The sequence below is a fragment of the Prevotella pectinovora genome (assembly GCF_041323955.1).
GTDB lineage: Bacteria > Bacteroidota > Bacteroidia > Bacteroidales > Bacteroidaceae > Prevotella > Prevotella pectinovora.
This window is the reverse complement of sequence record NZ_JBGLIV010000001.1, coordinates 1167734-1191976: the sequence shown is the minus strand read 5'-3', so window position 1 is coordinate 1191976 and position 24243 is coordinate 1167734. Positions and strand designations below refer to the sequence as shown.

The 24243-nt window shown below is 47.2% G+C and carries 22 protein-coding genes; 11 read left to right on the top strand and 11 right to left on the bottom strand.

What is annotated here, in order from left to right; translation table 11 throughout:
• Window positions 1-11: 11 nt before the first annotated feature.
• The 8 genes from ACDC99_RS04715 (at window position 12) to ACDC99_RS04680 (ending at window position 5770) form a co-directional block, all read left to right on the top strand.
• On the top strand, window positions 12-254 hold the full coding sequence (locus tag ACDC99_RS04715; protein ID WP_044075281.1) for a F0F1 ATP synthase subunit epsilon: 243 nt from the start codon (window positions 12-14) through the stop codon (window positions 252-254).
• A gap of 16 nt (window positions 255-270) precedes the next feature.
• Complete coding sequence (locus tag ACDC99_RS04710; protein ID WP_044075282.1) at window positions 271-696, top strand: hypothetical protein; 426 nt, start codon at window positions 271-273, stop codon at window positions 694-696.
• A 10-nt stretch (window positions 697-706) separates the two neighbouring features.
• Window positions 707-1756: a F0F1 ATP synthase subunit A gene (gene atpB, locus ACDC99_RS04705; RefSeq protein WP_022316980.1), complete on the top strand. Its 1050-nt coding sequence runs from the start codon at window positions 707-709 to the stop codon at window positions 1754-1756.
• 89 nt (window positions 1757-1845) lie between these two features.
• The gene (gene atpE / locus ACDC99_RS04700; RefSeq protein WP_287074141.1) at window positions 1846-2085 is read left to right on the top strand and encodes an ATP synthase F0 subunit C; all 240 of its coding nucleotides are present in this window, start codon (window positions 1846-1848) and stop codon (window positions 2083-2085) included.
• A gap of 54 nt (window positions 2086-2139) precedes the next feature.
• Window positions 2140-2655: a F0F1 ATP synthase subunit B gene (atpF, locus tag ACDC99_RS04695; protein ID WP_288767762.1), complete on the top strand. Its 516-nt coding sequence runs from the start codon at window positions 2140-2142 to the stop codon at window positions 2653-2655.
• A gap of 5 nt (window positions 2656-2660) precedes the next feature.
• Entirely contained in the window at window positions 2661-3194 is a 534-nt protein-coding gene (locus ACDC99_RS04690; RefSeq protein WP_370756002.1) for a F0F1 ATP synthase subunit delta, read from the top strand.
• Window positions 3195-3208: 14 nt separating this feature from the next.
• Complete coding sequence (gene atpA / locus ACDC99_RS04685) at window positions 3209-4798, top strand: F0F1 ATP synthase subunit alpha (protein ID WP_042517460.1); 1590 nt, start codon at window positions 3209-3211, stop codon at window positions 4796-4798.
• A gap of 6 nt (window positions 4799-4804) precedes the next feature.
• Entirely contained in the window at window positions 4805-5770 is a 966-nt protein-coding gene (locus ACDC99_RS04680; RefSeq protein ID WP_042517458.1) for a F0F1 ATP synthase subunit gamma, read from the top strand.
• A 116-nt stretch (window positions 5771-5886) separates the two neighbouring features.
• Here the strand turns inward: ACDC99_RS04680 and ACDC99_RS04675 are convergent, their stop codons facing one another.
• A complete protein-coding gene (locus ACDC99_RS04675) occupies window positions 5887-6921 on the bottom strand; it encodes a diacylglycerol/lipid kinase family protein (protein WP_022316987.1) in 1035 nt (344 codons plus the stop codon).
• Window positions 6922-7120: 199 nt separating this feature from the next.
• On the opposite strand from ACDC99_RS04675, the gene spt reads away from it, so the two are divergent.
• From spt to ACDC99_RS04660, 3 genes are all read left to right on the top strand, one after another.
• The gene (gene spt, locus ACDC99_RS04670; RefSeq protein WP_370755999.1) at window positions 7121-8308 is read left to right on the top strand and encodes a serine palmitoyltransferase; all 1188 of its coding nucleotides are present in this window, start codon (window positions 7121-7123) and stop codon (window positions 8306-8308) included.
• Between the two features lie 179 nt (window positions 8309-8487).
• Window positions 8488-10428 (top strand): ABC-F family ATP-binding cassette domain-containing protein, encoded by a 1941-nt coding sequence (locus tag ACDC99_RS04665; RefSeq protein ID WP_370755997.1) that lies wholly within the window; start codon window positions 8488-8490, stop codon window positions 10426-10428.
• 86 nt (window positions 10429-10514) lie between these two features.
• Window positions 10515-12566 carry a M13 family metallopeptidase gene (locus tag ACDC99_RS04660; protein ID WP_288590673.1) on the top strand — a complete coding sequence of 684 codons (2052 nt, stop codon included), beginning with the start codon at window positions 10515-10517 and terminating at the stop codon, window positions 12564-12566.
• Between the two features lie 314 nt (window positions 12567-12880).
• Here the strand turns inward: ACDC99_RS04660 and mltG are convergent, their stop codons facing one another.
• From mltG to ACDC99_RS04610, 10 genes are all read right to left on the bottom strand, one after another.
• Entirely contained in the window at window positions 12881-13912 is a 1032-nt protein-coding gene (gene mltG, locus ACDC99_RS04655) for an endolytic transglycosylase MltG (protein WP_370755995.1), read from the bottom strand.
• Window positions 13913-13923: 11 nt separating this feature from the next.
• Window positions 13924-14802, bottom strand: coding sequence for a nucleoside phosphorylase (locus ACDC99_RS04650; RefSeq protein WP_042517450.1), 879 nt, complete (start codon window positions 14800-14802; stop codon window positions 13924-13926).
• Between the two features lie 87 nt (window positions 14803-14889).
• Entirely contained in the window at window positions 14890-16023 is a 1134-nt protein-coding gene (locus tag ACDC99_RS04645) for a hypothetical protein (RefSeq protein ID WP_370755993.1), read from the bottom strand.
• A gap of 56 nt (window positions 16024-16079) precedes the next feature.
• On the bottom strand, window positions 16080-17327 hold the full coding sequence (locus ACDC99_RS04640) for an ABC transporter permease (protein WP_022316994.1): 1248 nt from the start codon (window positions 17325-17327) through the stop codon (window positions 16080-16082).
• Window positions 17328-17351: 24 nt separating this feature from the next.
• Window positions 17352-18557: a pyridoxal phosphate-dependent aminotransferase gene (locus ACDC99_RS04635; protein WP_042517444.1), complete on the bottom strand. Its 1206-nt coding sequence runs from the start codon at window positions 18555-18557 to the stop codon at window positions 17352-17354.
• Between the two features lie 142 nt (window positions 18558-18699).
• On the bottom strand, window positions 18700-21006 hold the full coding sequence (locus tag ACDC99_RS04630) for a putative porin (protein ID WP_370755990.1): 2307 nt from the start codon (window positions 21004-21006) through the stop codon (window positions 18700-18702).
• On the bottom strand, window positions 21003-21254 hold the full coding sequence (locus ACDC99_RS04625) for a hypothetical protein (RefSeq protein ID WP_022316997.1): 252 nt from the start codon (window positions 21252-21254) through the stop codon (window positions 21003-21005). The genes ACDC99_RS04630 and ACDC99_RS04625 overlap by 4 nt, the downstream gene beginning before the upstream one ends.
• Window positions 21255-21465: 211 nt before the next feature.
• Complete coding sequence (locus ACDC99_RS04620) at window positions 21466-21909, bottom strand: DUF3987 domain-containing protein (protein ID WP_370755988.1); 444 nt, start codon at window positions 21907-21909, stop codon at window positions 21466-21468.
• 585 nt (window positions 21910-22494) lie between these two features.
• Window positions 22495-23772: a DUF3078 domain-containing protein gene (locus tag ACDC99_RS04615; protein WP_370755986.1), complete on the bottom strand. Its 1278-nt coding sequence runs from the start codon at window positions 23770-23772 to the stop codon at window positions 22495-22497.
• Between the two features lie 42 nt (window positions 23773-23814).
• Entirely contained in the window at window positions 23815-24207 is a 393-nt protein-coding gene (locus tag ACDC99_RS04610; RefSeq protein WP_022316493.1) for a DUF1573 domain-containing protein, read from the bottom strand.
• Window positions 24208-24243: the final 36 nt, after the last annotated feature.

Below are 24243 nucleotides of genomic sequence, written 5' to 3'. Positions count from 1 at the left end.
AATGTTGCAATATGGGTTTAGAATTAAAAATCGTCTCTCCCGAGAAAGTGGAGTTTGAGGGAAAAGTGGATAGAGTCATAGTGCCCGGCACCGTCGGACTGTTTGAGATTCTTGAAAACCACGCTCCCATCATTTCCACACTTGAGAAAGGACGGGTGATATATCACGATTCAGAAGGGGAACACGAGCTCAATGTCTCAATGGGATTCGTGGAAGTACAGAAAAATATCGTCAATATTTGTGTTGAACTTTAACAAGCTAGCATAATATATGTTGAATACAAGAGATGTGGAAAAGGCTTGTCGGCGTTATTTCGTGCAGGGAATTCTGATTACAGCGTTCCTTTCATTGATAGTCGTGGCATTATACATACAGTTTCCAGAGTGGAACTTGATTGCGCCGATGATAATTACCGACATATTCTCTCTGACAGTCTGCATTGCAGAAGCTTTGGTGTTGCGCATTGTAGCAAAACACGGCACGGAGAATCTGCACAATTTTTTCACCGCAGCTACGGGCTTACGCATGTTTCTCGCATTGTTCACCCTGACTGGGTGCTACCTCGTTGAGGGGCGTGATGCCATGCTGCCTTACTGCGTTGTATTCATGTCGTTCTATTTTGTATTTCTTATTCACCATTCAGTGTTCTTCACTCGTGTATTGAATTCTCACGCCAAGTGTGACAAAGAAAAATAAACATTTTTATATGAAACGATTAAGGTCATTATTAATCCTCGTTGCTTTTGCCTTGATGCCTTTGCTGGCTTTTGCTACAAACGAAGGTGGAGAGAAAAGTGAAGGACTCGACATACCGAAAGTCGTGCTTGAGCACCTTTCCGACTCTTACGAATGGCATATCGCCACTTACGAGGGAAAGCACTTGAGCATTCCGTTGCCGATTATCGTGCGGAATTCCGCTACGGGAGACTGGTTCGTAGGTACGGCGGAAAGTCTGCCTGAACCTTTCTTCTTTGACGAAGCCCACCATGGCAAGATTTACGAGAAGATGCCTGACGGCACAACGGAACGTCCGCTCGATCTGAGTATCACCAAGACTGTAGCTCAGATATGGATTGTGGTCTTCGTAATGTTAGCCGTATTCCTGTCCTGTGCCCGCTGGTACAAGAATCGTGACGAAAAGAGCGAGGCGCCGGGTGGATTCGTAGGCATGATGGAGATGTTCGTGATGATGATTTACGAAGATGTGGCAAAGGCGTCCATCGGAGAGAAACATTTCCGTCCTTACGCACCATATCTGCTCACCGTGTTCTTCTTCATCCTGACCACCAACCTTCTTGGCTTGCTACCGGTCTTCCCTGGTGGTGCCAATGTAACAGGAAATATAAACATCACGTTCTTCCTCGCTTTTTGTTCAATGGTGGTAATCAACCTCTTTGGAAACAAGGAGTACTGGAAGGACATTTTCTGGCCAGAAGTGCCAGTGTTCCTGAAAGCATATCCAGTACCGCTTATGCCAGTAATAGAGTTCTTTGGCGTCTTTACTAAGCCATTCGCTTTGATGGTCCGTCTCTTCGCCAATATGATGGCAGGCCACGCAATCATTCTGAGCTTCACTTGTGTGATATTCCTCGGATGGTCGATGGGAGTAGGCTATGGCATAGGACTCAACTTCGTGAGCGGAATAATGATGCTTTTCATGAATGCTCTGGAATTGCTCGTGGCATTCGTCCAGGCATACGTCTTCACCCTCTTGAGTGCTGTCTTTATCGGACTTGCCCACAAGGAGGAGGAGTAAAAGCCTCTTTTATGAGGTGTGACAAATAAAAATTAGAGTTAAACAAGAGAATAAACAAAAAATTAATAACAATTAAAATTTAAGGAATTATGATTATTTCATCACTTTTGGCTGCTGAAGGTCTGGCACAGCTGGGCTGCAGCTTAGGCGCAGGTATCGCAGTAATTGGCGCAGGTTTGGGTATTGGTAAGATCGGTAGCAGCGCTATGGATGCTATCGCTCGTCAGCCTGAGGCATCAGGTAAAATCCAGACAAACATGATTCTTACATCTGCATTCGTAGAGGGTTGTGCATTGTTCGCAATCGTGGCTTGTACCTTCCTTATCTAATGAACTTTTCTTGGGAGAAGTTTTTAACTAATAGGTGTTTGTAAATTAACGCAAATGGATTTATCAAGTTTGCCATCAATATTAACTCCTGACTTAGGATTGCTCTTCTGGATGCTTCTTGCGTTCCTTGTAGTATTCTTTGTTCTCGCCAAATTCGGTTTCCCGGCAATAACGGGAATGGTGGAGAAAAGGAAGAACTATATCGACGAGAGCCTGAAGAAAGCCCATGAGGCTTCTCTGAAGCTTGAAAACATCAAGCAAGAAAGTGAAGCGATCCTGCAGGAAGCACGTGAGAAGCAGGCCACCATACTCAAGGAGGCCGCATCCACACGTGACGCTATTGTGGAGAAAGCTCAGGATAAAGCACGTGAGGAGAGTGCGCGCATCATCAGCGAGGCCAAAGCCGAGATTGAAGCGCATAAGCAGGCCGCCATCAGCGATATCCGCAAGCAAGTAGCCATATTGAGTGTTGAGGTGTCAGAGAAGATCTTGAGAAAGAATCTCGACACCGACAAGGCACAGATGGACTACATAGATCTTATGCTGAATGAAGTGAACTTAAATAAATAAGCAGGATGGATTTAGGATTAATATCGGTAAGATACGCTCGAGCATTGCTCAAGGCAAGCAACCAGGAGAAGCAGTCTGAGCAGGTCTATGCTGACATGCAGACTCTCGCCGCAGAATATGTTAATGTGCCAGAACTGAGTGTCACCATAGCTAATCCTATGCTTTCAAGGGTGCAGAAAGAAGCATTGCTGATTACTGCCACAGGAAGTACAAAGTGTGAATTGACCTGCCGTTTTATCAGGCTTGTATTGAAAGAGGGAAGGGCGAACATCATGCAATTCATTGCAAACTCGTTTGTCTCTCTTTATAGAGAGCAGAATAACTTGATTCATGCAAAACTGTCAACTGCCGTTGCTCTGACTCCAGAAACGGAGTCGAAGCTGCGGAAGTTAGTGGAGAGTAAGACAAATGGTAATGTTGAGTTCAAGACTTCTGTCGATGATGAACTCATCGGAGGTTTCGTGCTCGAGTACGACACCTATCGACTCGACGCCAGCGTAAAGCGCCAGCTCAGCACCATTTTGTCGAATCTTAAATAATTAAAAGGATTAATATGTCAGATAAAATTAAACCAAGCGAAGTATCCCAGGTGCTTCTCGAACAACTGAAAGGAATCAGTAATGGCGAGCAGTTCGACGAGGTGGGCACTGTGCTTCAGGTCAGCGATGGTGTAGCGCGCATCTACGGATTGCGTAATGCCGAAGCCAACGAGCTCCTGGAGTTTGAGAATGGTACTATGGCTATCGTTATGAACCTTGAGGAGGACAACGTAGGTTGTGTGCTTCTCGGTTCTACTGATGGTATCAAAGAAGGCATGGTTGTGAAACGTACTAAGCGTATCGCGTCTATCCGAGTGAACGACAATATGCTTGGTCGCGTCATCAACCCATTGGGACAAGCCATCGACGGCAAGGGAGATCTTGATCTTACTGAGTCGTTTGAGATGCCGCTCGACCGTAAAGCCCCCGGAGTTATCTACCGTCAGCCTGTAAAGGAGCCTCTCCAGACAGGTTTGAAGGCTGTAGACTCCATGATTCCTATTGGTCGTGGTCAGCGTGAGCTTATCATCGGTGACCGTCAGACCGGAAAGACCGCCATTGCAATTGATACTATCATTAATCAGAAGAGTTTCTATGATGCAGGCAAACCTGTATACTGTATTTATGTTGCCATAGGACAGAAGGCGTCTACTGTGGCTGCCCTCGTATCTAATCTGAAGGAGCATGGTGCTTTGCCTTATACTATTATCGTATCGGCAACGGCAGCAGACCCTGCCGCCATGCAGTATTATGCACCATTTGCCGGTGCAGCCATCGGCGAGTATTTCCGCGACCGTGGCTATTCTGCACTCGTCGTATACGACGACCTTTCAAAGCAGGCCGTAGCATACCGTGAGGTATCTCTGATTCTTCGACGTCCTTCAGGACGTGAGGCATATCCTGGAGACGTATTCTATCTGCACAGCCGTCTTCTTGAGCGTGCAGCACGAATTAATGACCAACAGGAAGTTGCAGAACAGATGAATGATCTTCCAGAGTGTATGAAGGGACATGTGAAAGGTGGAGGCTCTTTGACAGCTCTTCCGATCATCGAGACACAGGCAGGCGACGTTTCTGCTTATATTCCGACGAATGTGATTTCAATTACCGACGGACAGATTTATCTCGAGAGTGATCTCTTCAACCAGGGATTCCGACCAGCAATCAATGTCGGTATCTCCGTGAGCCGTGTTGGAGGTTCTGCACAGATAAAGAGCATGAAGAAAGTTGCCGGTACGCTGAAGATCGATATGGCCCAGTATAGAGAGCTTGAGGCATTCTCTAAATTTTCAAGTGACATGGACGCTGTGACATCCATGACTCTGGACAGAGGACGTAAGAATAACCAGTTGCTTATCCAGCCACAGTATAGTCCTATGACTGTTGGTGAGCAGGTAGCTATTCTTTATTGCGGTACTCATGGACTGATGCGTGATGTTCCAGTAGAGGATGTGAGGAAATGTCAGGATACATTCCTTGACAAACTTCGTTCTACACATCAGCAAGATGTCATAGACGTCCTTGCTTCAGGCGTTATAAATGATGATGTTTGCCATAAGATTGAGGAAGTAATGGCCGACATCTCCGGACAATATAAAAAGTAATTGCTTATGCCGTCACTAAAAGAAATTAAAGGTAGAATTTCTTCCGTCAACAGTACGCGCAAAATCACAAGTGCAATGAAAATGGTAGCATCTTCAAAACTTCATCATGCACAGCAGATGATAGAGAATATGCTTCCTTATGAAAATATGCTTGAGCGCATTCTCAAGACTTTTCTTGCCAGTGAGGCTGATGCACATACTGTTTTCAGCGAGGTTCGCCCGGTAAAGCGTATAGCACTCGTTGCATATTCGTCGAACAGCAGTCTTTGTGGTGGCTTTAATACAAATGTCGCGAAACTGCTACACTCTGTTGTAGAAGAGAACATGTCCTTGGGTAAAGAGAACATAGTTGTCTATCCGATAGGAAGAAAAGTTGCGGAACAGGCAAAGAAAATGGGATTGCCGATAGCTGGTGATTTCACAAGACTTGCCGAGAAGCCTAATGTCTCAGAATGTATAGAAATAGCTAAAGAACTCGGAAAGAAATTCGTTGAAGGCGAGATTGATCAAGTTGAGCTTCTATATCATCATTTCAAGAGTGCCGGTTCTCAAATATTGCAGCGCAAGACTTTCCTGCCTATTGACATTACTTCTGGTGTTGGACAAGACAACAACCGTGATCTCTCGCATAAGACCGTTACTGCAGAAATGCAAGCCTATCTGAAAGAGAATCAGAAGGAAGAGCAAAAGAAAGAAGAGCATGTGGTACCTCTGAATGACAATTTCATTGTAGAGCCAGACATGAGCACGGTTCTCAAGCTCCTGATTCCCAAGTTGGCGCATCTTATGCTGTATACGGCTCTATTGGATAGTATAGCTTCCGAGCATGCAGCCCGTATGGTTGCCATGCAGACGGCAACGGACAATGCAGATGAATTGTTGCGAGAGTTGAATTTGCAATATAACAAGAGCAGACAGCAGGCCATTACTAATGAATTGTTGGATATTGTTGGTGGTTCTGTAAACAACTAATATGTTCAACATACCCGATGATTAAAATTTAAGCCGGACCATTTGTTTGAGTCCGGCTTAAATTTTTTATTACCAGCCAACTTCATTGGTTGGATAGAATAATCAGTTTGTCTATGTCATTTATTAAGCTTCTTCAGCAGAAGCTTGTTTATTGTCTGTATGTGTTTTCCCTGTTTCGTTATGTCTGTCCTAACTGCATAAATGTCATTGAACAAGTCACAAAAGGCGTTCTGCACCATATTGGGCTTTCTTCTGCTCTTGTCTGCTTCAGGATTTACAACAATTTTTATCCCTTTATGGTGTAAGGTTATGTCAATGTCTTTTCCTGCAATTACAGGGTCACCGTCGTAATGAATTACCCCTTCATTTTTCCTATGTACCAATATGTGGCTCGACTTGAAAGTCTTAACTTTCGGATTTTTGTTAATTGTCTTGTTGAACATGTCAATACTAATTTGAGGTGCATCAATCATGTCGAAAGGTTCCATTATAATAACGTCGAGCAATCCGTCACTCATCGAGGCTTGTGGGGCTATGTATGCATTGTTGCCATATTGTGAGGCATTGGCACACGACACGAGATAAGCACGCTTGTGTATTGTGCCTATCTCTTCGGCTTCAATAGTGTATTCCTCAGCCTCATATTTCAATCCGGACTTTAGAATGTTTTCAAGGTAAGTCACGGGGCCTCGTTTGCCTGCCTCGGCAAATCTCATGCTGATGTAAGCGTCAAACCCCATGCCACAAGTGCAGAAGAACGGATGGCCGTCAATTACTCCATAGTCAAGGTCGTGGGTCATGCATTTGTTGATAATCATTATGCATTTCTTTATGTCCATGGGTAGCATCAGATGCCGCGCCAGTCCGTTGCCCGAACCACACGGTATGATTCCCATAGCAGTATTTGTGTCGATGAGCGCCCTGCCTATCTCATTAATGGTTCCGTCTCCGCCTACAGCTACTACCACATCGCAATTATCCTCACAGGCTTTCCTCGCCAACAAGGTCGCATGTCCTGCGTATTCAGTGTTCAAGATAGAGTAACTGAAGGTATCCTTGTCCAAATACTCGTCTATGAGCTTAGGTATGCCGGCCTTTTTTACTGTGCCGGATATGGGGTTCATTATAAAAGCAATCTTCTTCTGGGGCATAAATATAATGCTTTGGCTATATAATTTTATTTTAACTTTGTAATATGCAAATATAGTAAATAATATCTTATTTATAGTTTGTAGCGCATTATTTTAATCCTAAATGAACATTTCTTTTGAAATAATGCTCTGTTTTACCTATTTTTCGTATCTTTGCAAGAAATATAAACAACAGTGGTTTATTACACCTATATTTATAATGGGACTTTTACAAGAGAAATACAAGAAATATCGTGAGCCTCAGAAGTATATGGAGGCTGGTATATACCCATATTTTCGTGAGATAACAGGAAAACAGGGTACTGTAGTACAGATGGATGGGCATGAGGTGCTCATGTTCGGCTCTAATGCATATATGGGACTTACAGGAGATCCTCGTGTGGAGGCAGCTGCAAAAGCTGCAATAGATCAGTATGGTACAGGATGCGCAGGTAGCCGTTTCCTTAACGGAACGCTTGACCTCCATGTGAAGTTGGAGAAAGAGCTTGCTGCTTATGAACACAAAGATGAGGCATTATGCTTCTCAACCGGATTTTTCGTCAATTCAGGAGTCCTCTCGGTCATCTGTGGCAGAGAAGACTATATAATTTGCGATGAGCGTGACCATGCCAGTATTGTAGATGGCAGGAGATTGTCTTTTGCCACTTGCTTGAAATACAAGCATAACGACATGGAAGACCTGGAGAAGCAGTTGAAGAAATGCCGTCCTGAAGCTGTCAAGCTCATTGTCGTTGACGGTGTGTTCTCTATGGAGGGCGATTTGGCTAATTTGCCAGAAATCATCAAACTGAAGCATAAATATAATGCTTCCGTAATGGTTGACGAGGCTCATGGCCTTGGTGTCTTCGGTAGCGAGGGACGTGGCGTGTGCGACCACTTCGGTGTGATTGACGACGTTGACCTGATTATGGGAACTTTCTCAAAGAGTCTTGCCAGCATCGGCGGATTTATCGCAGGCGACAAGGATACGATAAATTACCTGCGTCATGCCTGTAGAACTTATATATTCAGCGCATCCAACACACCTGCAGCTACAGCAGCGGCAATGGAGGCTTTGCATATTATAAGAAAAGAGCCAGAGAGAATCACTCGTCTATGGGATGTCACGAACTATGCTTTGAAACGTTTCCGTGAGGAAGGATTTGAGATAGGAGAAACCGAGAGTCCGATTATCCCACTATATGTGCGTGATCCTTACAAGACATTCCTCGTTACGAAGTTGGCCTTCGATGCAGGAGTATTCATAAATCCTGTGATTCCTCCAGCTTGTGCTCCACAAGACACGTTGGTACGTTTTGCTTTGATGGCAACCCATACTCAGGAGCAGGTAGAGAAAGGCGTACAAGCTTTGAAGAAGATTTTTGTTGAACAAGGCATTATCAAATAATGCACTTCGATATTGACAAAATGGCAAGCATGAGGTTGCATTCAATAAGCCCTCTTGCTTGCCATTATTTTGTAAAATGTTGATATTGTGTGAAAAGTATGTAATCAAGACATACCTGTAACATTACGGTTTACCGCCATTAGGGTTACAGGCTTGTATCCATATTATAATCGGTAATAATGATATCTGTAAATAATATTGGCGTTGAGTTCGGGGTCAAGCCTCTTTTCAGTAACGTCAGCTTCGTTGTAAACGATAATGACAGGATAGCCCTTGTCGGCAAAAACGGCGCAGGCAAATCCACGTTGCTGAAAATTCTATACCGTCTGCAAAGTCCGACATCGGGCAATGTGTCTGTTTCGAGCGACACAACAATCGGCTATCTTCCTCAGGTGATGAATCTGAAGGATGACACCACTGTTCGCGAGGAGGCTTCTAAGGCATTTGCAGGAATAAGTTCGTTGAAAGCGGAACTTGACAGGCTTAATGCCGAACTTGCCCAGCGTGAAGATTATGAGAGCGAGAGCTATCTTGACCTTGTAGAACGGTTTACTGCCACTCATGACAAGTTGCAGATTCTAGGTGCAGACAACTGTGAGGCCAATCTTGAGAGGACTCTTTCCGGCTTAGGTTTCAAGCGTACGGATTTCGACAGACCCACCAAGGAGTTCAGTGGCGGTTGGCGTATGAGAATTGAGCTTGCGAAGATTCTTCTGCAGAAACCAGACGTGTTGTTGCTCGACGAGCCTACCAACCACCTCGACATCGAAAGTATCCAATGGCTTGAGCAGTTCCTTTCCCAAAGTGCGAAGTCTGTCGTGCTTGTGAGCCACGACCGCGCATTTCTTAATAATGTGACGAACAGGACTTTGGAAATCAGTTGCGGAAAGATAGCAGACTATAAGGTGAAGTATGACCAGTATGTGGAATTGCGCAAAGAGAGACGCGAGCAGCAGATACGTGCATACGAGAATCAGCAGAAAGAGATAGCTGATATCAAGGATTTTATCGAAAGGTTCCGTTACAAACCGACAAAGGCAGTACAGGTGCAGAGCAGAATAAAGCAGCTGGAGAAGATTGTTCCGATAGAAATAGACGAAGTTGACAATTCTTCAATGCATCTGAAATTTCCTCCCTGCATGAGAAGCGGCGACTATCCGGTCATATGCGAAGACGTGAGGAAGGATTATGGAGACCACATGGTTTTCGGCAATGTCAATCTTACAGTCAAGAGAGGAGAGAAAGTCGCTTTTGTCGGAAGGAATGGAGAGGGAAAGTCCACTCTCGTCAAATGTATCTTGAATGAGATTCCATATACCGGAACTCTCAAGATTGGCCATAACGTGCAGATTGGATATTTTGCACAGAACCAGGCCCAGATGCTTGACAACAGCCTTACCGTCTTCGACACGATTGACAGCGTGGCAAGAGGCGACGTGCGCATGAGAATCAACGATATATTAGGCGCCTTCATGTTTGGCGGTGAAGCTTCAGAGAAGAAGGTTTCAGTTCTCAGCGGTGGAGAGAAGAGCAGACTGGCAATGATCCGCCTTCTGCTCGAGCCCGTAAACCTGTTGATTCTTGATGAGCCTACCAACCATCTCGACATGCGTTCAAAGGATGTGTTGAAGGAAGCGATAAAAGCTTTCGACGGTACAGCCATTGTCGTAAGCCACGACCGCGAGTTCCTGGATGGTCTGGTTACTAAAGTATATGAGTTCGGCAACGGAAAGGTGATAGAGCATATCGGAGGAATATATGATTTTCTTCAGAAACACCACACAGACAGCATTGATGCTGCCACCAACAATAATCCCTCTCCTGCCGCTTCTGATGCGAAGGCCGCTTCTGAACCCTCACAAGGCAAGCAGAACTATCTCGAACATAAGGAGCTGCAGAAGAAGCTCAACAAAATGAAGAAAGCCGTTGATAAAGCTGAATCCCAGATAGGGGAACTTGAGAAAAGACTCGGTGAGCTTGACGAATTGCTTCTGAAACCGGAAAACTCCTCAAATATGGAGATTGTTGAAGAATATACATCAATAAAGGCAAAGCTGGATGAAGAAGTGGACAATTGGGAGAAACTCTCTGAGGAATACGAGCAGCTTTCTTCCCAATAGTTAACTGTAATGAAAGTTTTATCACCGGATCTGCAATATATCAATCGAAATACAGTTATCAATTTAGTAACATAAATATTAAGACTATGAAAATTAAATCAATTATTCCTATTGTGGCCTTGGCCACAGTATCGATGACCTCTGTGGCACAGAATCCGCAGTCTCAGCAATTGCGTTCTGGTCTCGACATGTCCAACATGGACAACAGCGTCAAGCCACAAGACGACTTTTTCCATTACGCTTGTGGCGGTTGGATGAAGAAGAATCCGCTGCCAGCTGCTTATTCCCGTTATGGCAGCTTCGATGTGCTGGGCGAAGATAACAACAAGCGCATCAACGGTATTCTGCAGGAACTGCTTGAGAATACCTATAGTGAAGGCACCATTGAGAAGAAGCTCAGCGATTTGTATAAGCTTGCTATGAACGAGCAGCGCCGCAACGCAGATGGCGTTTCTCCACTCATGCCAATCCTGAAGAAGATGGAGAAGGCTAAGACCAAGGAGGCTTTGTTCAAGATTCAGCTGGAGCTTGTGCCTTATGGCGACAGCGAATTCATCGGCATGTATTTTGGAGCCGACGAGAAGAATGCCAAACAGAATATCCTGAACGTAGTGCAGAGCGGTACCACCCTCGGACAGAAAGAATATTACCTGGATACAGACTCGGCTACAACTGCAATCAGAGAGGCTTACAAGAAGCACATCGTAAGAATGTTCCAGATGTTCGGCTTCAATGCCAAGGCTGCCCAGAAGAAGATGGAGAACGTGATGCGTCTCGAAACTGAATTGGCTAAGGTGTCTAAGTCTAACACAGAACTTCGTGACCCTGAGGCTAACTACAACAAGATGGCTTTGTCTGAATTCATGGCAAAGTATCCTCATATCAATATTGACAAGGTGCTTGTCGCATCTGGCGTAGACCTGAATCTCGTGAAGGATCTGGTAGTGGGTCAGGTTGGCTTCGTGGCAGGTGCCGACAAACTCTTGTCTGCTATCACCCCTGATGAATACAGAGACTATATGGAGTGGGGCCAGATAATGAGTGCGGCTGCTTATTTGAGCGATGACGTAATTGCTGCAAACTTCGACTTCTTCGGCAAGACAATGAGTGGAAGAAAAGAAAACCATCCATTGTGGAAGCGTGCTACAAGCCAGGTGGAAAGCCAGATGGGCCAGGCTTTGGGCAAGATTTACGTGGAGAAATATTTCCCTGCTTCATCAAAGGAACGCATGAAGACTCTTGTACACAACTTGCAGATTGCCTTGGCAAAGCGCATCGAGGCTCAGGATTGGATGAGCGAGGAAACAAAGAAGAACGCCCTTGACAAGCTGAATGCCTTCTATGTGAAGATTGGCTATCCTGACAAGTGGATAGACATGAGCGACCTCAACATCGACCCGGCAAAGTCTTATTATTCAAATATCGAGGAGTGTCGCAGATTCTGGAACAAATGGGTTATCGCAACTAAGGTGGGCAAGCCAGTAGACAAGGATGAGTGGCAGATGTCTCCACAGACCGTCAATGCTTACTACAATCCTACGACCAACGAGATATGCTTCCCGGCCGGTATTCTGCAGGTTCCATTCTTCGACCCAACAGCCGACGACGCATTCAATTATGGAGCTATCGGTGTTGTAATCGGTCATGAAATGACTCACGGATTCGATGACCAGGGTCGTCATTATGACAAAGACGGCAACATGAAAGACTGGTGGACAGAAAACGATGGCAAGAATTTCAACGAGAGAGCTGACGGATACGCCAAGTTCTATTCTAACATCAAGGTATTGCCTGACCTGAACGCCAACGGCCGTTTCACTCTTGGTGAGAACCTTGCTGACCACGGAGGTCTGATGGTTGCCTACGAGGCATACAAGGAGGCTACGAAGAACAATCCTCTTCCTGTAATCGACGGTCTGACTGCAGACCAGCGCTTCTTCATCGCTTACTCTCAGGTGTGGGCAGCAAACATCACGGATGCTGAAATCAGAAACCGCACAAAGAGCGACCCACACTCTCTTGGTATGTGGCGTGTAAACGGTGCTCTGCCTCACATCAACATGTGGTATGACGCATTCAATGTGAAGCCTACAGACAAATTGTTCGTTCCTGCTGACCAGAGACTCAAACTTTGGTAATACAGGATTGATTTCGGTTTTAACTTAAATAAAATTGGTTTAGTTTAAAAGGCATACTGACCATTTGGTTTAAATCATCCATAAACGATCGAGTAGGAGGTAAACACTAATTTTAGGTGTTTACCTCCTATTTTCGGTATGTTCGGCCCGAGCATAAAAAATAGCCATAAGAAAGTATCTTTGTATACAGTCTTATGGCTATTGTTTTAGCTGTGTATATAAATGTTGTCTGTTTCGACGGGCTTGTAAATGTTGTCTTTACTGTCAGGTGACAAGATTGTAAATGTTGTCTTTGCTGTCCGATGACGGACTTGTCAGTTTATTCCCCTGTCGTTCAGCGCCTTGGTATATTTCCTTGCATTTTCCTTATGTTCCTCATAAGTCCTTGCAAAATTATGGGTGCCGCTGAAATCCTCTTTCGCACACATATACAGATAGTCGTGGTGTACATAATTCAGCACGGCGTCTATGCCTGCCACCGATGGTATTCTGATTGGCCCTGGCGGTAGACCTTTGTATTTGTATGTGTTATAAGGACTGTCAAAGGAGAGCATGTTGTGGTAGATGCGCTTGAGCTCGAATTTCTTGAGTGCGAACTTTACCGTGGGGTCAGCCTGCAGAGGCATGTCTCCCTTCAGCCTGTTGTAATACATTCCGGCAATCATCGGCTTTTCCTGGTCGTTGGCGGTTTCCTCGTCCACGATGCTTGCCATTGTGATTACTTCGATAGGGGAGAGACCCATGGCTTTCGCCTTGTTTTCTCTTTCAAACGACCAGAACTTCTTGTTCTCCTTCTGCATCTTGTCGAGAAACTTGTCTACGGAAATGTTCCAGTACACGGAGTAGGTGTTTGGTATGAACATAGCTGCGATGCTCTCCGGAGTGTAGCCGTATTTCCTGCATGTTGCCGTGTCGGAAACGGCTTTCAGGAAATCATCCTTTGAGAACATCAGTTTCTTTGAAACCTCGTCGGCCAGTTTGTCGAGAGTCCTTACCGAGGGGATTGTGAGGTTTACAGGCGACTGCAGTCCGTTCCTGAGCTTGCGGAACACGGTAAATGCTCCATTGCCTGTAGTCACTTCATACCTTCCAGGCCGTATCTTTTCGGCGAGGTCCCAATGGCGGGCAAGTGTGGTGAAAGCCATGTAGCCTCTGTCCGTTGAGATTTCCTTCACTTTCGTGTATACGGAGTCGATGTTGTCGTCGTCGTCAATATATACATACTGTGTTGAGGATTTTACCGACAGCGCAGAAAAGAAGAAATAGTAAACCAATCCTATTATTATCAGGAGGCATCCCAATGCAGACAGGATATACTTTTTTTGTGAAATAAATGATTTTGCCATGATTATATTTTTCAAATTCTGTCGAGTACGGTCTTTATCAAGTCGTCTATGTGCGACTTGTATCCGGTGTCAGCCTTCTGTGCCCTGCGGTTTGCAATCACCATGCAGCAAGTCGTAGCCTTGTGTCCCATCAGTTTTGACAGTCCGGCAAGTGCTGAACTCTCCATCTCGAAGTTTGTTATTCTGTCACCGTCGTATTCAAATTCTTCTATCTTCCTGTTCTGGTTGGGGTCAGCCAGAGGGAGTCTTAGTTGTCTTCCCTGCGGTCCGAAGAATCCTCCGCAGGCAATCGTTATTCCTCTCACCATGTCTTCGCCGGCTATTCTGTCCACGAGTTCTTTGTCGGCTTCAACCACGTATGGTGCAGGCTGACACATGTTTCCTGTCCATCCCATGTGGTTGAGGAATGCTTTTTCTATCTGCAGGTCACACACCGCATTTCTTCCGGCATAGAAGTTCAGCAGTCCGTCGAATCCCATGGATTTCTTTGAGCAGATGAAAGTTCCGGCAGGCGTGTTCTCCTGCAGTCCGCCACAGGTGCCTATTCTGACCATTGTCAGCTGTCTGAATTCATCCTTGTCGGTTCTTGTTTCAAAGTCGATGTTGGCGAGCGCGTCCAGCTCGTTCACCACGATGTCGATGTTGTCGCATCCGATGCCCGTAGAGAGAACGGTTATTCGTTTTCCTTTGTAGCTTCCGGTTATGGTGTGGAATTCTCTGCTTTCCACGTCGCATTCTTTTTCGTCGAAATGGCTTGCCACTAGTGCCACTCTTCCGGGGTCGCCCACGAGTATTACTTTGTCTGCCAGGAATTCCGGTTTGAGGTGCAGATGGAATACGCTTCCGTCGCTATTGATTATGAGTTCTGATTCTGGATAATACTTTTTCATGATAAAATCGCTTTAAGTTATACTTACATCTGTCATCTCTGCATATTCTGCAGGATTGCCATGCAATCTGTATATGATGCAAATTTACTACAGATTTTCTGCATTTCGAATTTTCTTCTCAAGATTTTTTTTCTGAATCATAATATTCTCTAAATCTTCTTCCATTTTCAGAATCGTCTTGCGGTCAACACCTTTTCCTTTGCTCCTGTAGCCTTTTCTGAGGGTAGGAAGTTTCTTCTCTATATCAGCCTGTCTGTCATTCAGCTGCATGAGTTTCAGGAACAGTCCTCTTGCCGTGTCCGACTTGAAGTCGTTTATGTCAGTATATACGGCATCGTCGTTTATAACGAATCTGAAGCCGTGTCTCGCTTTGTCGCTTGAGTTGTGGGTGTTCATTCTCCTGAGGCTTTCGTCGAGCAGTTTCCTGTCGTATTGTGTGTCTTTTATGCTGCGTAGCGTAGCCACGGATTTCAGTTTCTCTTCAGAGATGTTTTCATCGTCGCTCCATCTTTCGTCCGACGGTATGAAGGTATAGATGCACACTTTGCCGCTCTCCTGATGTCGGTCGGTCACGAGCCACCCCAGGGAGTCGATGTCGTCTACCACACACATATAGTCGTTGAATTCCGAGTTGTAGGGCAGTCCCAGGTTTTCGGGCTTGTAGAATGTCTGCGTCTCCGTGTTGAGCCTTGAGATGAAGATGTCTCTCTTTCCGAACCCGTTTTTCTTGTTTATGGCACTGAAATAGAGCGTCACGCCGTCTGGCATAAGATAAGGATAGTCCACGTCTTTGAAATCATCAGCGAATTCCTCTATCGCTCTTCCTGCCTTCCATTCGTTTCCGATTTTCTCTGCCATGAACAGCAGCGTGGAGTCCTTTGCCACGGTCTTGTTGTAGATGCACAAGTCATCGAATCCGTTGAGGAATGCTGATGATGTATGGCTTGTCTGCGTGGCAGAATTGAAGATGTCTGTATATTTCCCTATCTGTCCGTATTCTTTTCTTAGCGGAATATGCTTTGCGAAGTTTTCTTTGTCTACCACCACGCTGTCTATCACCATCAGCTTTGCTGCCGACGGATAGAAGTCAGCTACCGCCAGCGCGTTCTGCTTCTGCGCCGGTTTGTTCTTCTGGCTCCTTTTCACCTGTGCGTCTGATGGCTGTGCAGCCAATGAGAGCAGACTGCATAGGATTATGAAATTTCTTGTCCGTGCTTTCATATTGATTGAATCAGTATTTATTCGTTTTGTTTATCAGTATTGACCAAACGTTTTGCTTATTCGTATTTTATCGTCTTCACGGGGTTTATGTGCGACACTATGTAGCTTGGTCCTATGAACACGAGGAGGCATATTGCCAGGGTTGCCGCGTTTATGAGCAGGATCAATGGCGCGTTGATTTCCACGGGCACGTAGTCCACGTAATAGACTGATGCGTCGAGGCTCACGAATTTGGTGTATTTCTGCAGCGCCACGAGTCCCAGAGCGATGATGTCTCCCAGAATGAGTCCTCGCCCGATGACGAGGGCTGCAAACCAGATGAAGATGTTTCTCACCGACCTGTTTCTGCATCCCATAGCTTTTAGGGTGCCTATCATGCGTGTGCGCTCGAGTATGATGATGAGGAGTCCGGAAATTATCGTGATGCCCGACACACAGATCATGAGTCCGAGGATTATCCACACGTTGAGGTCTAGCAGGTCGAGCCATGAGAAGATCTGCGGATACATTTCATATACGGTTTCCGACGAATATGTCTCTCCGTATTTGTCGCCCTGTCTGTTCACGTTCTTCACCAGATATCTGGCTGCTATCGGCACGTTGGCTATATCGTGTAGCTGCAGTTCCACTCCCGACACCTGCCCCTGGCTCCATCCGTTGAGCTTTACGGCAGAATAGAGGTCGCAGAAGCAGAGCGATTCGTCAAACTTCGTCATGTTGGTCTGATAGATACCAGCCACGGTATATCTTCTCACCCTTATGTCTCCGTTGTTTATGAAATAAGAGAACACCCTGTCGCCGGTCTTGAGCCTGAGTTTTGTGGCTATGTTTTTGGAAATCAGAATTTTGTTCCCGCTCGACTTGTCGCTGAATCTGGGTATGCTCCCTTCGGTCATACAGGAGTGAATGAACGCCGTGTCGTAGTCGGCTGCAATTCCCTTGTATGCCACTCCCATGAAGTCGCTGTCCGTCTTCAGTATTCCCTGGGTCATGGCGAAGCTCTGCATGGATTTCAGCCCCGGTGTTTTCTTCAGCACGTTTCTGATGCTGTCAGAATAATCTATCGGCCTTTGCTCGCTGCCATGCAGGGAGACGAAGTTTGCCACCGTGGCGTGGGCTCCCAGTCCTGTCACTTTGTCTCGGATGGTGTGTTTGAATCCCAGGATGACGCACACGCTGATTATCATCACGGCCAGTCCCAGAGCGACACCGGTCGTGGCGATATAGAGAGCAGGCTTGCTCACCTTGTTGTTTTCGCCTCTTTCAGAGTATAGCCTTCTGGCTATGAATAACGGGAAATTCATTCTTTATTCTTTTTCTTTCTTGTTTCAATCATCTTCTGCCCGGCCCGGATATTGCTCCAGTGCCTTGCGTAATACTATCAATGCCTTTCTCAGGTCCTCCTTGTTGAGCACGTAAGCTATTCTCACTTGGTTTCTGCCGGCTCCGGGTGTGGTGTAGAATCCGCTTGCAGGAGCCATCATCACGGTTTCGTTCTCGTAGCTGAACTCCTCCAGACACCAGCGGCAGAATTTCTCGCTGTCGTCCACGGGCAGTTTCGCCACAGTATAGAATGCTCCCATCGGTATCGGAGAATACACTCCCGGTATTCTATTCAGTCCGTCGATAAGGCATTTCCTCCTTTCCACGTATTCGTCGTAGACGTCGCGGCTGTATTCCTCCGGCGCGTCGAGCGAGGCTTCTGCCGCTATCTGTCCTATCAGCGGCGGAGAGAGGCGCGCCTGACAGAATTTCATCACAGCCTTTCTCACCTCCTTGTTTTTCGTTATCAGCGCTCCTATCCTGATGCCACACTCGCTGTATCTCTTGCTCACGGAGTCTATCAGCACCACATTCTGCTCTATTCCCTCCAGATGGCAGGCGCTGATGTATGGCGACCCTGTGTAGATATATTCTCTGTACACCTCGTCGGAGAAGAGATAGAGGTCGTGTTTCTTCACCATGTCTCTGATCTGGTTCATTTCGCGGCGTGTGTATAGATAGCCTGTGGGGTTGTTGGGGTTGCAGATCAGTATTGCCCTTGTCTTGGGGTTTATGAGCTCTTCGAATTTCTCCACTTTCGGCAGGCAGAACCCTTCTTCTATTGTGGTGGTTATGGTTCTGATTTTGGCTCCTGCCGATATTGCGAACGCCATGTAATTGGCATAAGCCGGTTCTGGCACTATTATCTCGTCGCCTGGGTTCAGACACGACATGAAGGCGAACAGCACGGCTTCGCTTCCTCCGCAGGTCACTATTATGTCGTCTGCCGTCACGCTGATGCCGTATTTCCTGTAGTAGCCCACGAGTTTCTCCCTGTAGCTTCTGTAGCCTTGCGAGGGCGAGTATTCCAGTATCTTCCTGTCCACGTGTTTTATCGCGTCAATTGCCACTTGCGGTGTAGGCAGGTCTGGCTGTCCGATGTTCAGGTGGTATACTTTGATTCCTCTTTTTTTTGCGTCTGCAGCCAGGGGCGCCAGCTTTCTGATTGGCGACTCCGGCATTTCCAGTCCGCGTTCTGATATTTGTGGCATTTGTTGTATTGTTTTGTTCTATTGTTCTTTATCGTATTGTGTCTGTGTCGGTATAGCTTCCCGGTTGAAGGCGTTCCCCGGGACATTCCGGTTGAGGTGAGTTCCACATGGCTTCTTGTTTGAAGAAGTACTACAAGACTCCTTAGTTGAAGAAGTTCCACGAGAGTCCGAATCTCAGCACCCTCTTGTTGATGGGGTAGTGTGGTGTGAGGAAGGCGTTTCCGTCAGTTGCGTTCACGTGGCTCATCATTATGAAGAAGCGGGTCTGCTTCAGGTGCATGTTGGCATAAACGTTCACGATGGGGTAGGAGCCTGTCTTCACGTTATGCTCTCCGTTGTCCTGAATGGTGAATTGTCCGAGTGCCGGACTGTAGTCTGGTGCGAAATATTTGGTGAAATATCTCATGTCAGCTCCGAGGTCCACCTTCAACACCTTCGCTATCTTGAATCTCAGATATAGGTTGGTGTAGAGGTTTAGCTCCGGCACGGGCAGCACGTTCTGGTTGCTCGACTTCTGGTAGGTCACGTTGTTCTCCCAGAACACGGGTCCGAACCTGAAGTTCTGGTCGAGCTGCAAGGTGAGCAGCGTTATGTTTCCTGTGTGCTGCAGCGGCTCCACGGTGTTTCCCGTGCGTCCGTAGCCTTCGGTTATCGTGTATCGCTGTGCGAAATATGCGTAGTTCTTGATGTCGCTGAACGCCACTCTGAGCCTTGTCTTTGTGCGGCTGAAGGTGAGCACACCCTCGAGGTTGGCCCTCGTTTCCTTGTCAAGCGTCTTGTCCCACCACAGGTGTCTTGAGTGATAGTGCCTGTAGTAGAACGTGGGCACAAGTCTTTCCATTCCTGCCTTGGCGTCGATTCTTAGCGTGTCGCCCAGTAGCGGCAGCCTCAGGTCGGTCTGTCCGTTGAGCTTGAGTTGTCCTGCGTCTGTTCCTGTGAGCGTTGCCTCAGCCGTGGCTTTGAAGCGGAAGCTGCCCTGTGTCTTGTTCATCTGCGCCCCTATGCTCAGGTTGTGCTCGTTGTATGAGTCGGTGCCCATTGTGGGTGCGGGGAGCGAGAAATGGCGCAGTTCCGAGGTGGCGAATATCTTGAGTCCCGCCTTTGCCCATTTGTTGAATCCCTCGAGCATTGCAATCGCCAGGGTGTTCTTCAGCGAGTAGTGGCGCGTCTTTTCGTAGATGGAGTCGCCGCCCAGTCTGAGGTCCATGTCATAGGTGTCGGCATAGAAGTCTGTTGGTGTCTGGTAAGCCTGGTAAATCCTCCTGTAGTTGTCGAAGCTGAGTGTGTGGATGAAGCTCGTTACAGGCACGTATTCATCTTTCATCCATTGCTCCTCCTGCTGCCTCTTAGCCTCCAGAGCTGACAGACTGTCGGCTGCCGCCTTCCCGTCCACGGTGATTCTGTCAGCCGCCGGGTTGCCTTTTTTCTCCTCGTAGGGCTCGTCGCCTGCTATGGTGGAGTTTTCGGGGCGTCCGAATGTCTTGTCGTCATTGCTCCTGCCTTGTGAGAGTCTGCCGTCCTTAGCTCCGTTGTTTTCCCTTTCTTCGTTTTCCTTCTTCGATTCGATGGCGAATTTCCTTGCCTGAATCTCGCTTTCGGTCATTTTCACCTTGCGGCTGAAGCCAACGTTGTAGCGGTGGGAGAAGAAGATGTGCTGGTTGTCGTTTCTGTTCCAGTTCTGGTCGAGCACGGTCGGTATCTCGTTCTCGCTGAAGTCGTCGTCGAACATCTCCGGATGGGTTATATAGCGGTCGTCTGTGATTCCTCCGTTTTCCGTCACTTTCTGGTGGTTGAGCGAGAAGAGCAGGTGTGCGTTGTATCTCTCTCCGAGGTATGAGGCATACATGGAGTAGTTGAAGTGAGAGGTGCTCTGGTTCTGGTAGTAGCCGCGGCCGTAGATATAGTCGAACTTAAAGCCTGCCCCGAAGTCTTTCCCGGCATTCACGGCAAAGAGAGCCTTGAGGTGATCTTCTCCGTTCGACCTGTCGCCGCACTCGTTGTAGCTGATGTTTGTGATGGGGGATAGGGTGTTGGTGAAGAGGAACTGGCCCACGGGCTTGTTGAAGAAGCTGTAAGGCTGTGTGAAGAGGAACTGTCCTGCCGTTGGGTTGTCTATGAAGATACGGTTGTAGCGGGGGGCTCCCAGGTTGCCCGTGGTGTTGTATTCGCCACGGAGTCCTGAGGTGAAGATGGTGTTCATGAACATGTGTGAGGCGGTGTCGGGCGTGCAGGAAGTCCTGTCGCCGAATCTCTCGTCCACGGTCCACACGCTCAGACCCTTGGGCACGATCTTGTCCTTCACTTTCGTCGAGTCCTTCCTTCCTCCGAAGTTGTATGCCGGGTCGTCCGTGGCGTTGTCGTTGTCAGTTATCCTGTGCAGATCTTGCGCCTGTGCCGTCAGGAAGGTGCACGAGAGCATAAGGGCGGGGAGTATTCTTTTCAATTTCATTTCACCAGTCTGATTACGCATTCACACATTTTGAAGGCCATGGCTCCGAGTACGATCACGATTCCAATCTCTTCGTTCTTGAAGAAATAGCAGAGCATTCCGACCACTGCCCCTATGATGAAAATTATGTTGAGGATGTTTCTGAGCATGAAGAACTTGCCCCTGCCTTGGGCTCTTCTGTGCCTTCTGGTGGGGAATCCGTTGCCGGTTTCGTTGTTGATTTCGTTGTTGACTATATTATTGTCCATATTGCTTATTGGAATATGTTTGAAATGTTGTTTGTATGCCTGAGCCATCGAGATTGCCTGTCTTCCTGTATTCCTATGGCATACAGGGCTTTGGGGGGTTGTGGGATTCCAAATGCAGCCTCGTGGCGCCGGTCTGCTTTCTGCAGCTCTTTATATAATGCAAAGATAAGCATAATTTTTGAGAAAAACAAATATATTCCCCGTCGGTTAGTTAATTCTTGTTTAGCATGACTTGTAGGGGCGTCTGCTGTTGTTGTTCATATAAAAAGAGGTGTTTTGTGGTCAGCCAATCTGTTGTTTGCATTCTCTGTCCCGCCGTTTTGCGCTTCTGTTCCGCCGCTTTCTGCTTCCGTTTCGCCTCGTATGCCGCCATCAGCCTTTCGTATTCCATTTTCTTTCCCTCATATTCCCGTCGCATCTCGTCTTTCAGCGGTTTGGCGAGCTGTCGGCAGAAGTTCAGGTCGCCTTTCGACGAACCGGCATTGGCAAAGAGTATGTTGTATAGCGGAGCATACACCTTCCTGCCGTCGTATAGTCCGTAAACTCCCGAGGGCATGTCCGGCGTTCCGCTTGCCGCTCCGATTAGGCCCGAAACGATGTTCAGCGTTCCGATTATCATCTTGTCGCGGCTCACCACGTCGTCGTGTAGCTGCATGATTCTATTGAGTATGGGAGGTAGGTCTTCCGTATCCAACTTGTCGGAGAATGTATAGCCGTTAGAAAAGTTTTTACAAGAAAGTCCCAAAAGTCCCAAAGTCCCAAAGTTCCAATGGAGTATGGTACTTTTGTCTAAGTTGTTATATATCAATATATTATCTTTTTTATTACATTTTATATTGTTCTTATGGTACTTTGGTACTTTGGTACTTTTGGTACTTTTGGTACTTTCTTCCTCTCTTTTCCCTCTTTCCCTTGCCATCTCCTAGAGGTCCACATTTGCCAGATCTCTTGCCATCTGGAAGAAAGTTGCGATAGTGATTCCTCCCTTGTTTCCTTTCATGAAGTTGTCGTAGCTCTGTGTTCCGGATATTCTTCCGGATTGAAAATTTTACCACTAAATAGGACCCGCCGTATGCGGAACCGCATGTGCGGTGGTGTGAAAGGCCGGTAAACACGAGAGTAGGAGATAAACACCTTTGATAAGTGTTTACCTCCTACTCGATTGGGTCTTCTCTTTCTGTGCCGTTGTATCCGGAACTTGTCAGATGGGTGTAACCTCTTCTCTCACAAGCCCGTTTTGTCAGAACGAATACGTGAATCCTATTGATGCATATTCTTTCAGCTGCCAGTATCCGTGGTCTTTATCGCGCTTGGCGCCGTCGTCAAAACGGGGATAGACGAAGACGTTTGAGGATATGTATTTGTTGAACTGGAACATCAGCGTGTTTTCCCATTCCAGTTCGGCTCGCTTGTAGGTGGTGTAGCCGTAGAGGCGGGTCTTCCACTTGACGTTCGGCGCGAAAGCCCATGTGAGGTCTATCGTGCATTCCGAACCGAAGTCGTTGAGCGTGTGGTCGCCCTCTTTCAGTCCGTAGCGTGTGGCGAGCGCCTTGCGTCCCACGTAGCGGAAGTTGTATGCCAGCGGAGCCATCTGTATGGTTCCGGTGAGGCGTTTGTTGAGCCACACCACGTTGTAGTCCATACCGACAGACACGTTGACGTTGAGAGGCGAGAGGATGTCGGAATATACCGTGGCGTCGTTGCTCTTGAATCCGCGTGCGAACTGTGTGTAGGCGATGAGCTGCAGTGAGTAATACCATTTCTTGGATGCCTGCAGTCCGAGTCGTCCGGTGTAGCGTATGAGGTCTTCCGAGGTCTTGAAGCTGTGGAGAGTGTCGCCGCGCGATGTCTGGAAGCCCAGTTTCATCTCCAGCTTGTTGTCAAACTTCACTTTCTGCTTGTTGTTGTAGTTGGCCTGCATTATTGCGCTTGCCACCATGGAGTAGTTGCTCTCGCCGCCCTTATACCAGTTTGACGACACGTAGTTCTGGAGCATCTGCAGGTAGTATTCGCCCTGATACTTCCAGAAGTTCGGTTTCTTCACGATTATCTCCAGCGGAAGGTCTAAGCCGGCGTTGTCTATCACGTCGTCGTCGGCTCTGCTCACGAGCATCTCCTTTTTTCTTATTGGAGTCTTCATCTCCTCGTGTATCTCGCCCATGCGCCTGAGCGAGCGTTCACTCTTTGTGACCAACCGGGGTTTGTTAAGGTAGACGTTCATCAGCGCCATGTCGATAGCCATGTCGCGGTCGTCTATGGGTTTGCTGCCGAGATAGTCGCCCGCCACGGAATGATAGAATGTTGTGGGGGAGAAGAGTCGGAAGAGACGTCCGTCGGCTTCTGTGCAGCTGTCGGGGGCGGCATATATCCTCTCCCTGGCCGAGAGCAGCGAGTCGGCGTAGCTTTTCACTATAAGGGTGTCTTTCGCCTTGCTCTTTCTCGTCTTGAAGGGGTGTTGGGCAGAAGCTCCCACACAGGTGGCGAGGAAGAGAAGGAGAATGATGTGTCTGATATTCATAAAAAAGTAATCGTATGCTTGCGTTTGCTCCTTCGGTGGGGGTTATTTCGCTCCGTCGGTGGTCATGTTGCCCTCGATGTAGAGGCGCACCAGCTCCGGAGTGCCGTTTGTCCTCACGGTGATGCTCTTCTTGAAGTGGCCCTCAAACTTGCCCTTGCCGTTGTAGGTCACCTTCACCTCGCCTTTCTCGCCCGGAGCTACGGGCTTCTTGGTGTATGTGGCGACGGTGCATCCGCAGCTTGCCACGGCCTGGTTCACGATGAGTGGAGCCGTGCCCGTGTTCTTGAACGTGAACACGTGGGTCTGCAGCTTTGACTCGGGAAACGTGCCGAAGTTGAAGGTGGTGGCATCAAAACTTATTCTGGCGTCGCTCTGGGCAAAGGCGGTGGCGACAAGCGCAAACAACATTATCGTTGTGAACAATAGCTTTTTCATCTCTTTAAATGTTTTTATTGTTAAATGAATTATTGT

Bases quoted from the DNA above. Each gene is read 5' to 3' on its own strand.
- ACDC99_RS04715 (WP_044075281.1), top strand. From the start codon at position 12: ATGGGTTTAGAATTAAAAATCGTCTCTCCCGAGAAAGTGGAGTTTGAG.
- ACDC99_RS04710 (WP_044075282.1), top strand. From the start codon at position 271: ATGTTGAATACAAGAGATGTGGAAAAGGCTTGTCGGCGTTATTTCGTG.
- atpB (WP_022316980.1), top strand. From the start codon at position 707: ATGAAACGATTAAGGTCATTATTAATCCTCGTTGCTTTTGCCTTGATG.
- atpE (WP_287074141.1), top strand. From the start codon at position 1,846: ATGATTATTTCATCACTTTTGGCTGCTGAAGGTCTGGCACAGCTGGGC.
- atpF (WP_288767762.1), top strand. From the start codon at position 2,140: ATGGATTTATCAAGTTTGCCATCAATATTAACTCCTGACTTAGGATTG.
- ACDC99_RS04690 (WP_370756002.1), top strand. From the start codon at position 2,661: ATGGATTTAGGATTAATATCGGTAAGATACGCTCGAGCATTGCTCAAG.
- atpA (WP_042517460.1), top strand. From the start codon at position 3,209: ATGTCAGATAAAATTAAACCAAGCGAAGTATCCCAGGTGCTTCTCGAA.
- ACDC99_RS04680 (WP_042517458.1), top strand. From the start codon at position 4,805: ATGCCGTCACTAAAAGAAATTAAAGGTAGAATTTCTTCCGTCAACAGT.
- ACDC99_RS04675 (WP_022316987.1), bottom strand. From the start codon at position 6,921: ATGCCCCAGAAGAAGATTGCTTTTATAATGAACCCCATATCCGGCACA.
- spt (WP_370755999.1), top strand. From the start codon at position 7,121: ATGGGACTTTTACAAGAGAAATACAAGAAATATCGTGAGCCTCAGAAG.
- ACDC99_RS04665 (WP_370755997.1), top strand. From the start codon at position 8,488: ATGATATCTGTAAATAATATTGGCGTTGAGTTCGGGGTCAAGCCTCTT.
- ACDC99_RS04660 (WP_288590673.1), top strand. From the start codon at position 10,515: ATGAAAATTAAATCAATTATTCCTATTGTGGCCTTGGCCACAGTATCG.
- mltG (WP_370755995.1), bottom strand. From the start codon at position 13,912: ATGGCAAAATCATTTATTTCACAAAAAAAGTATATCCTGTCTGCATTG.
- ACDC99_RS04650 (WP_042517450.1), bottom strand. From the start codon at position 14,802: ATGAAAAAGTATTATCCAGAATCAGAACTCATAATCAATAGCGACGGA.
- ACDC99_RS04645 (WP_370755993.1), bottom strand. From the start codon at position 16,023: ATGAAAGCACGGACAAGAAATTTCATAATCCTATGCAGTCTGCTCTCA.
- ACDC99_RS04640 (WP_022316994.1), bottom strand. From the start codon at position 17,327: ATGAATTTCCCGTTATTCATAGCCAGAAGGCTATACTCTGAAAGAGGC.
- ACDC99_RS04635 (WP_042517444.1), bottom strand. From the start codon at position 18,557: ATGCCACAAATATCAGAACGCGGACTGGAAATGCCGGAGTCGCCAATC.
- ACDC99_RS04630 (WP_370755990.1), bottom strand. From the start codon at position 21,006: ATGAAATTGAAAAGAATACTCCCCGCCCTTATGCTCTCGTGCACCTTC.
- ACDC99_RS04625 (WP_022316997.1), bottom strand. From the start codon at position 21,254: ATGGACAATAATATAGTCAACAACGAAATCAACAACGAAACCGGCAAC.
- ACDC99_RS04620 (WP_370755988.1), bottom strand. From the start codon at position 21,909: ATGCAGCTACACGACGACGTGGTGAGCCGCGACAAGATGATAATCGGA.
- ACDC99_RS04615 (WP_370755986.1), bottom strand. From the start codon at position 23,772: ATGAATATCAGACACATCATTCTCCTTCTCTTCCTCGCCACCTGTGTG.
- ACDC99_RS04610 (WP_022316493.1), bottom strand. From the start codon at position 24,207: ATGAAAAAGCTATTGTTCACAACGATAATGTTGTTTGCGCTTGTCGCC.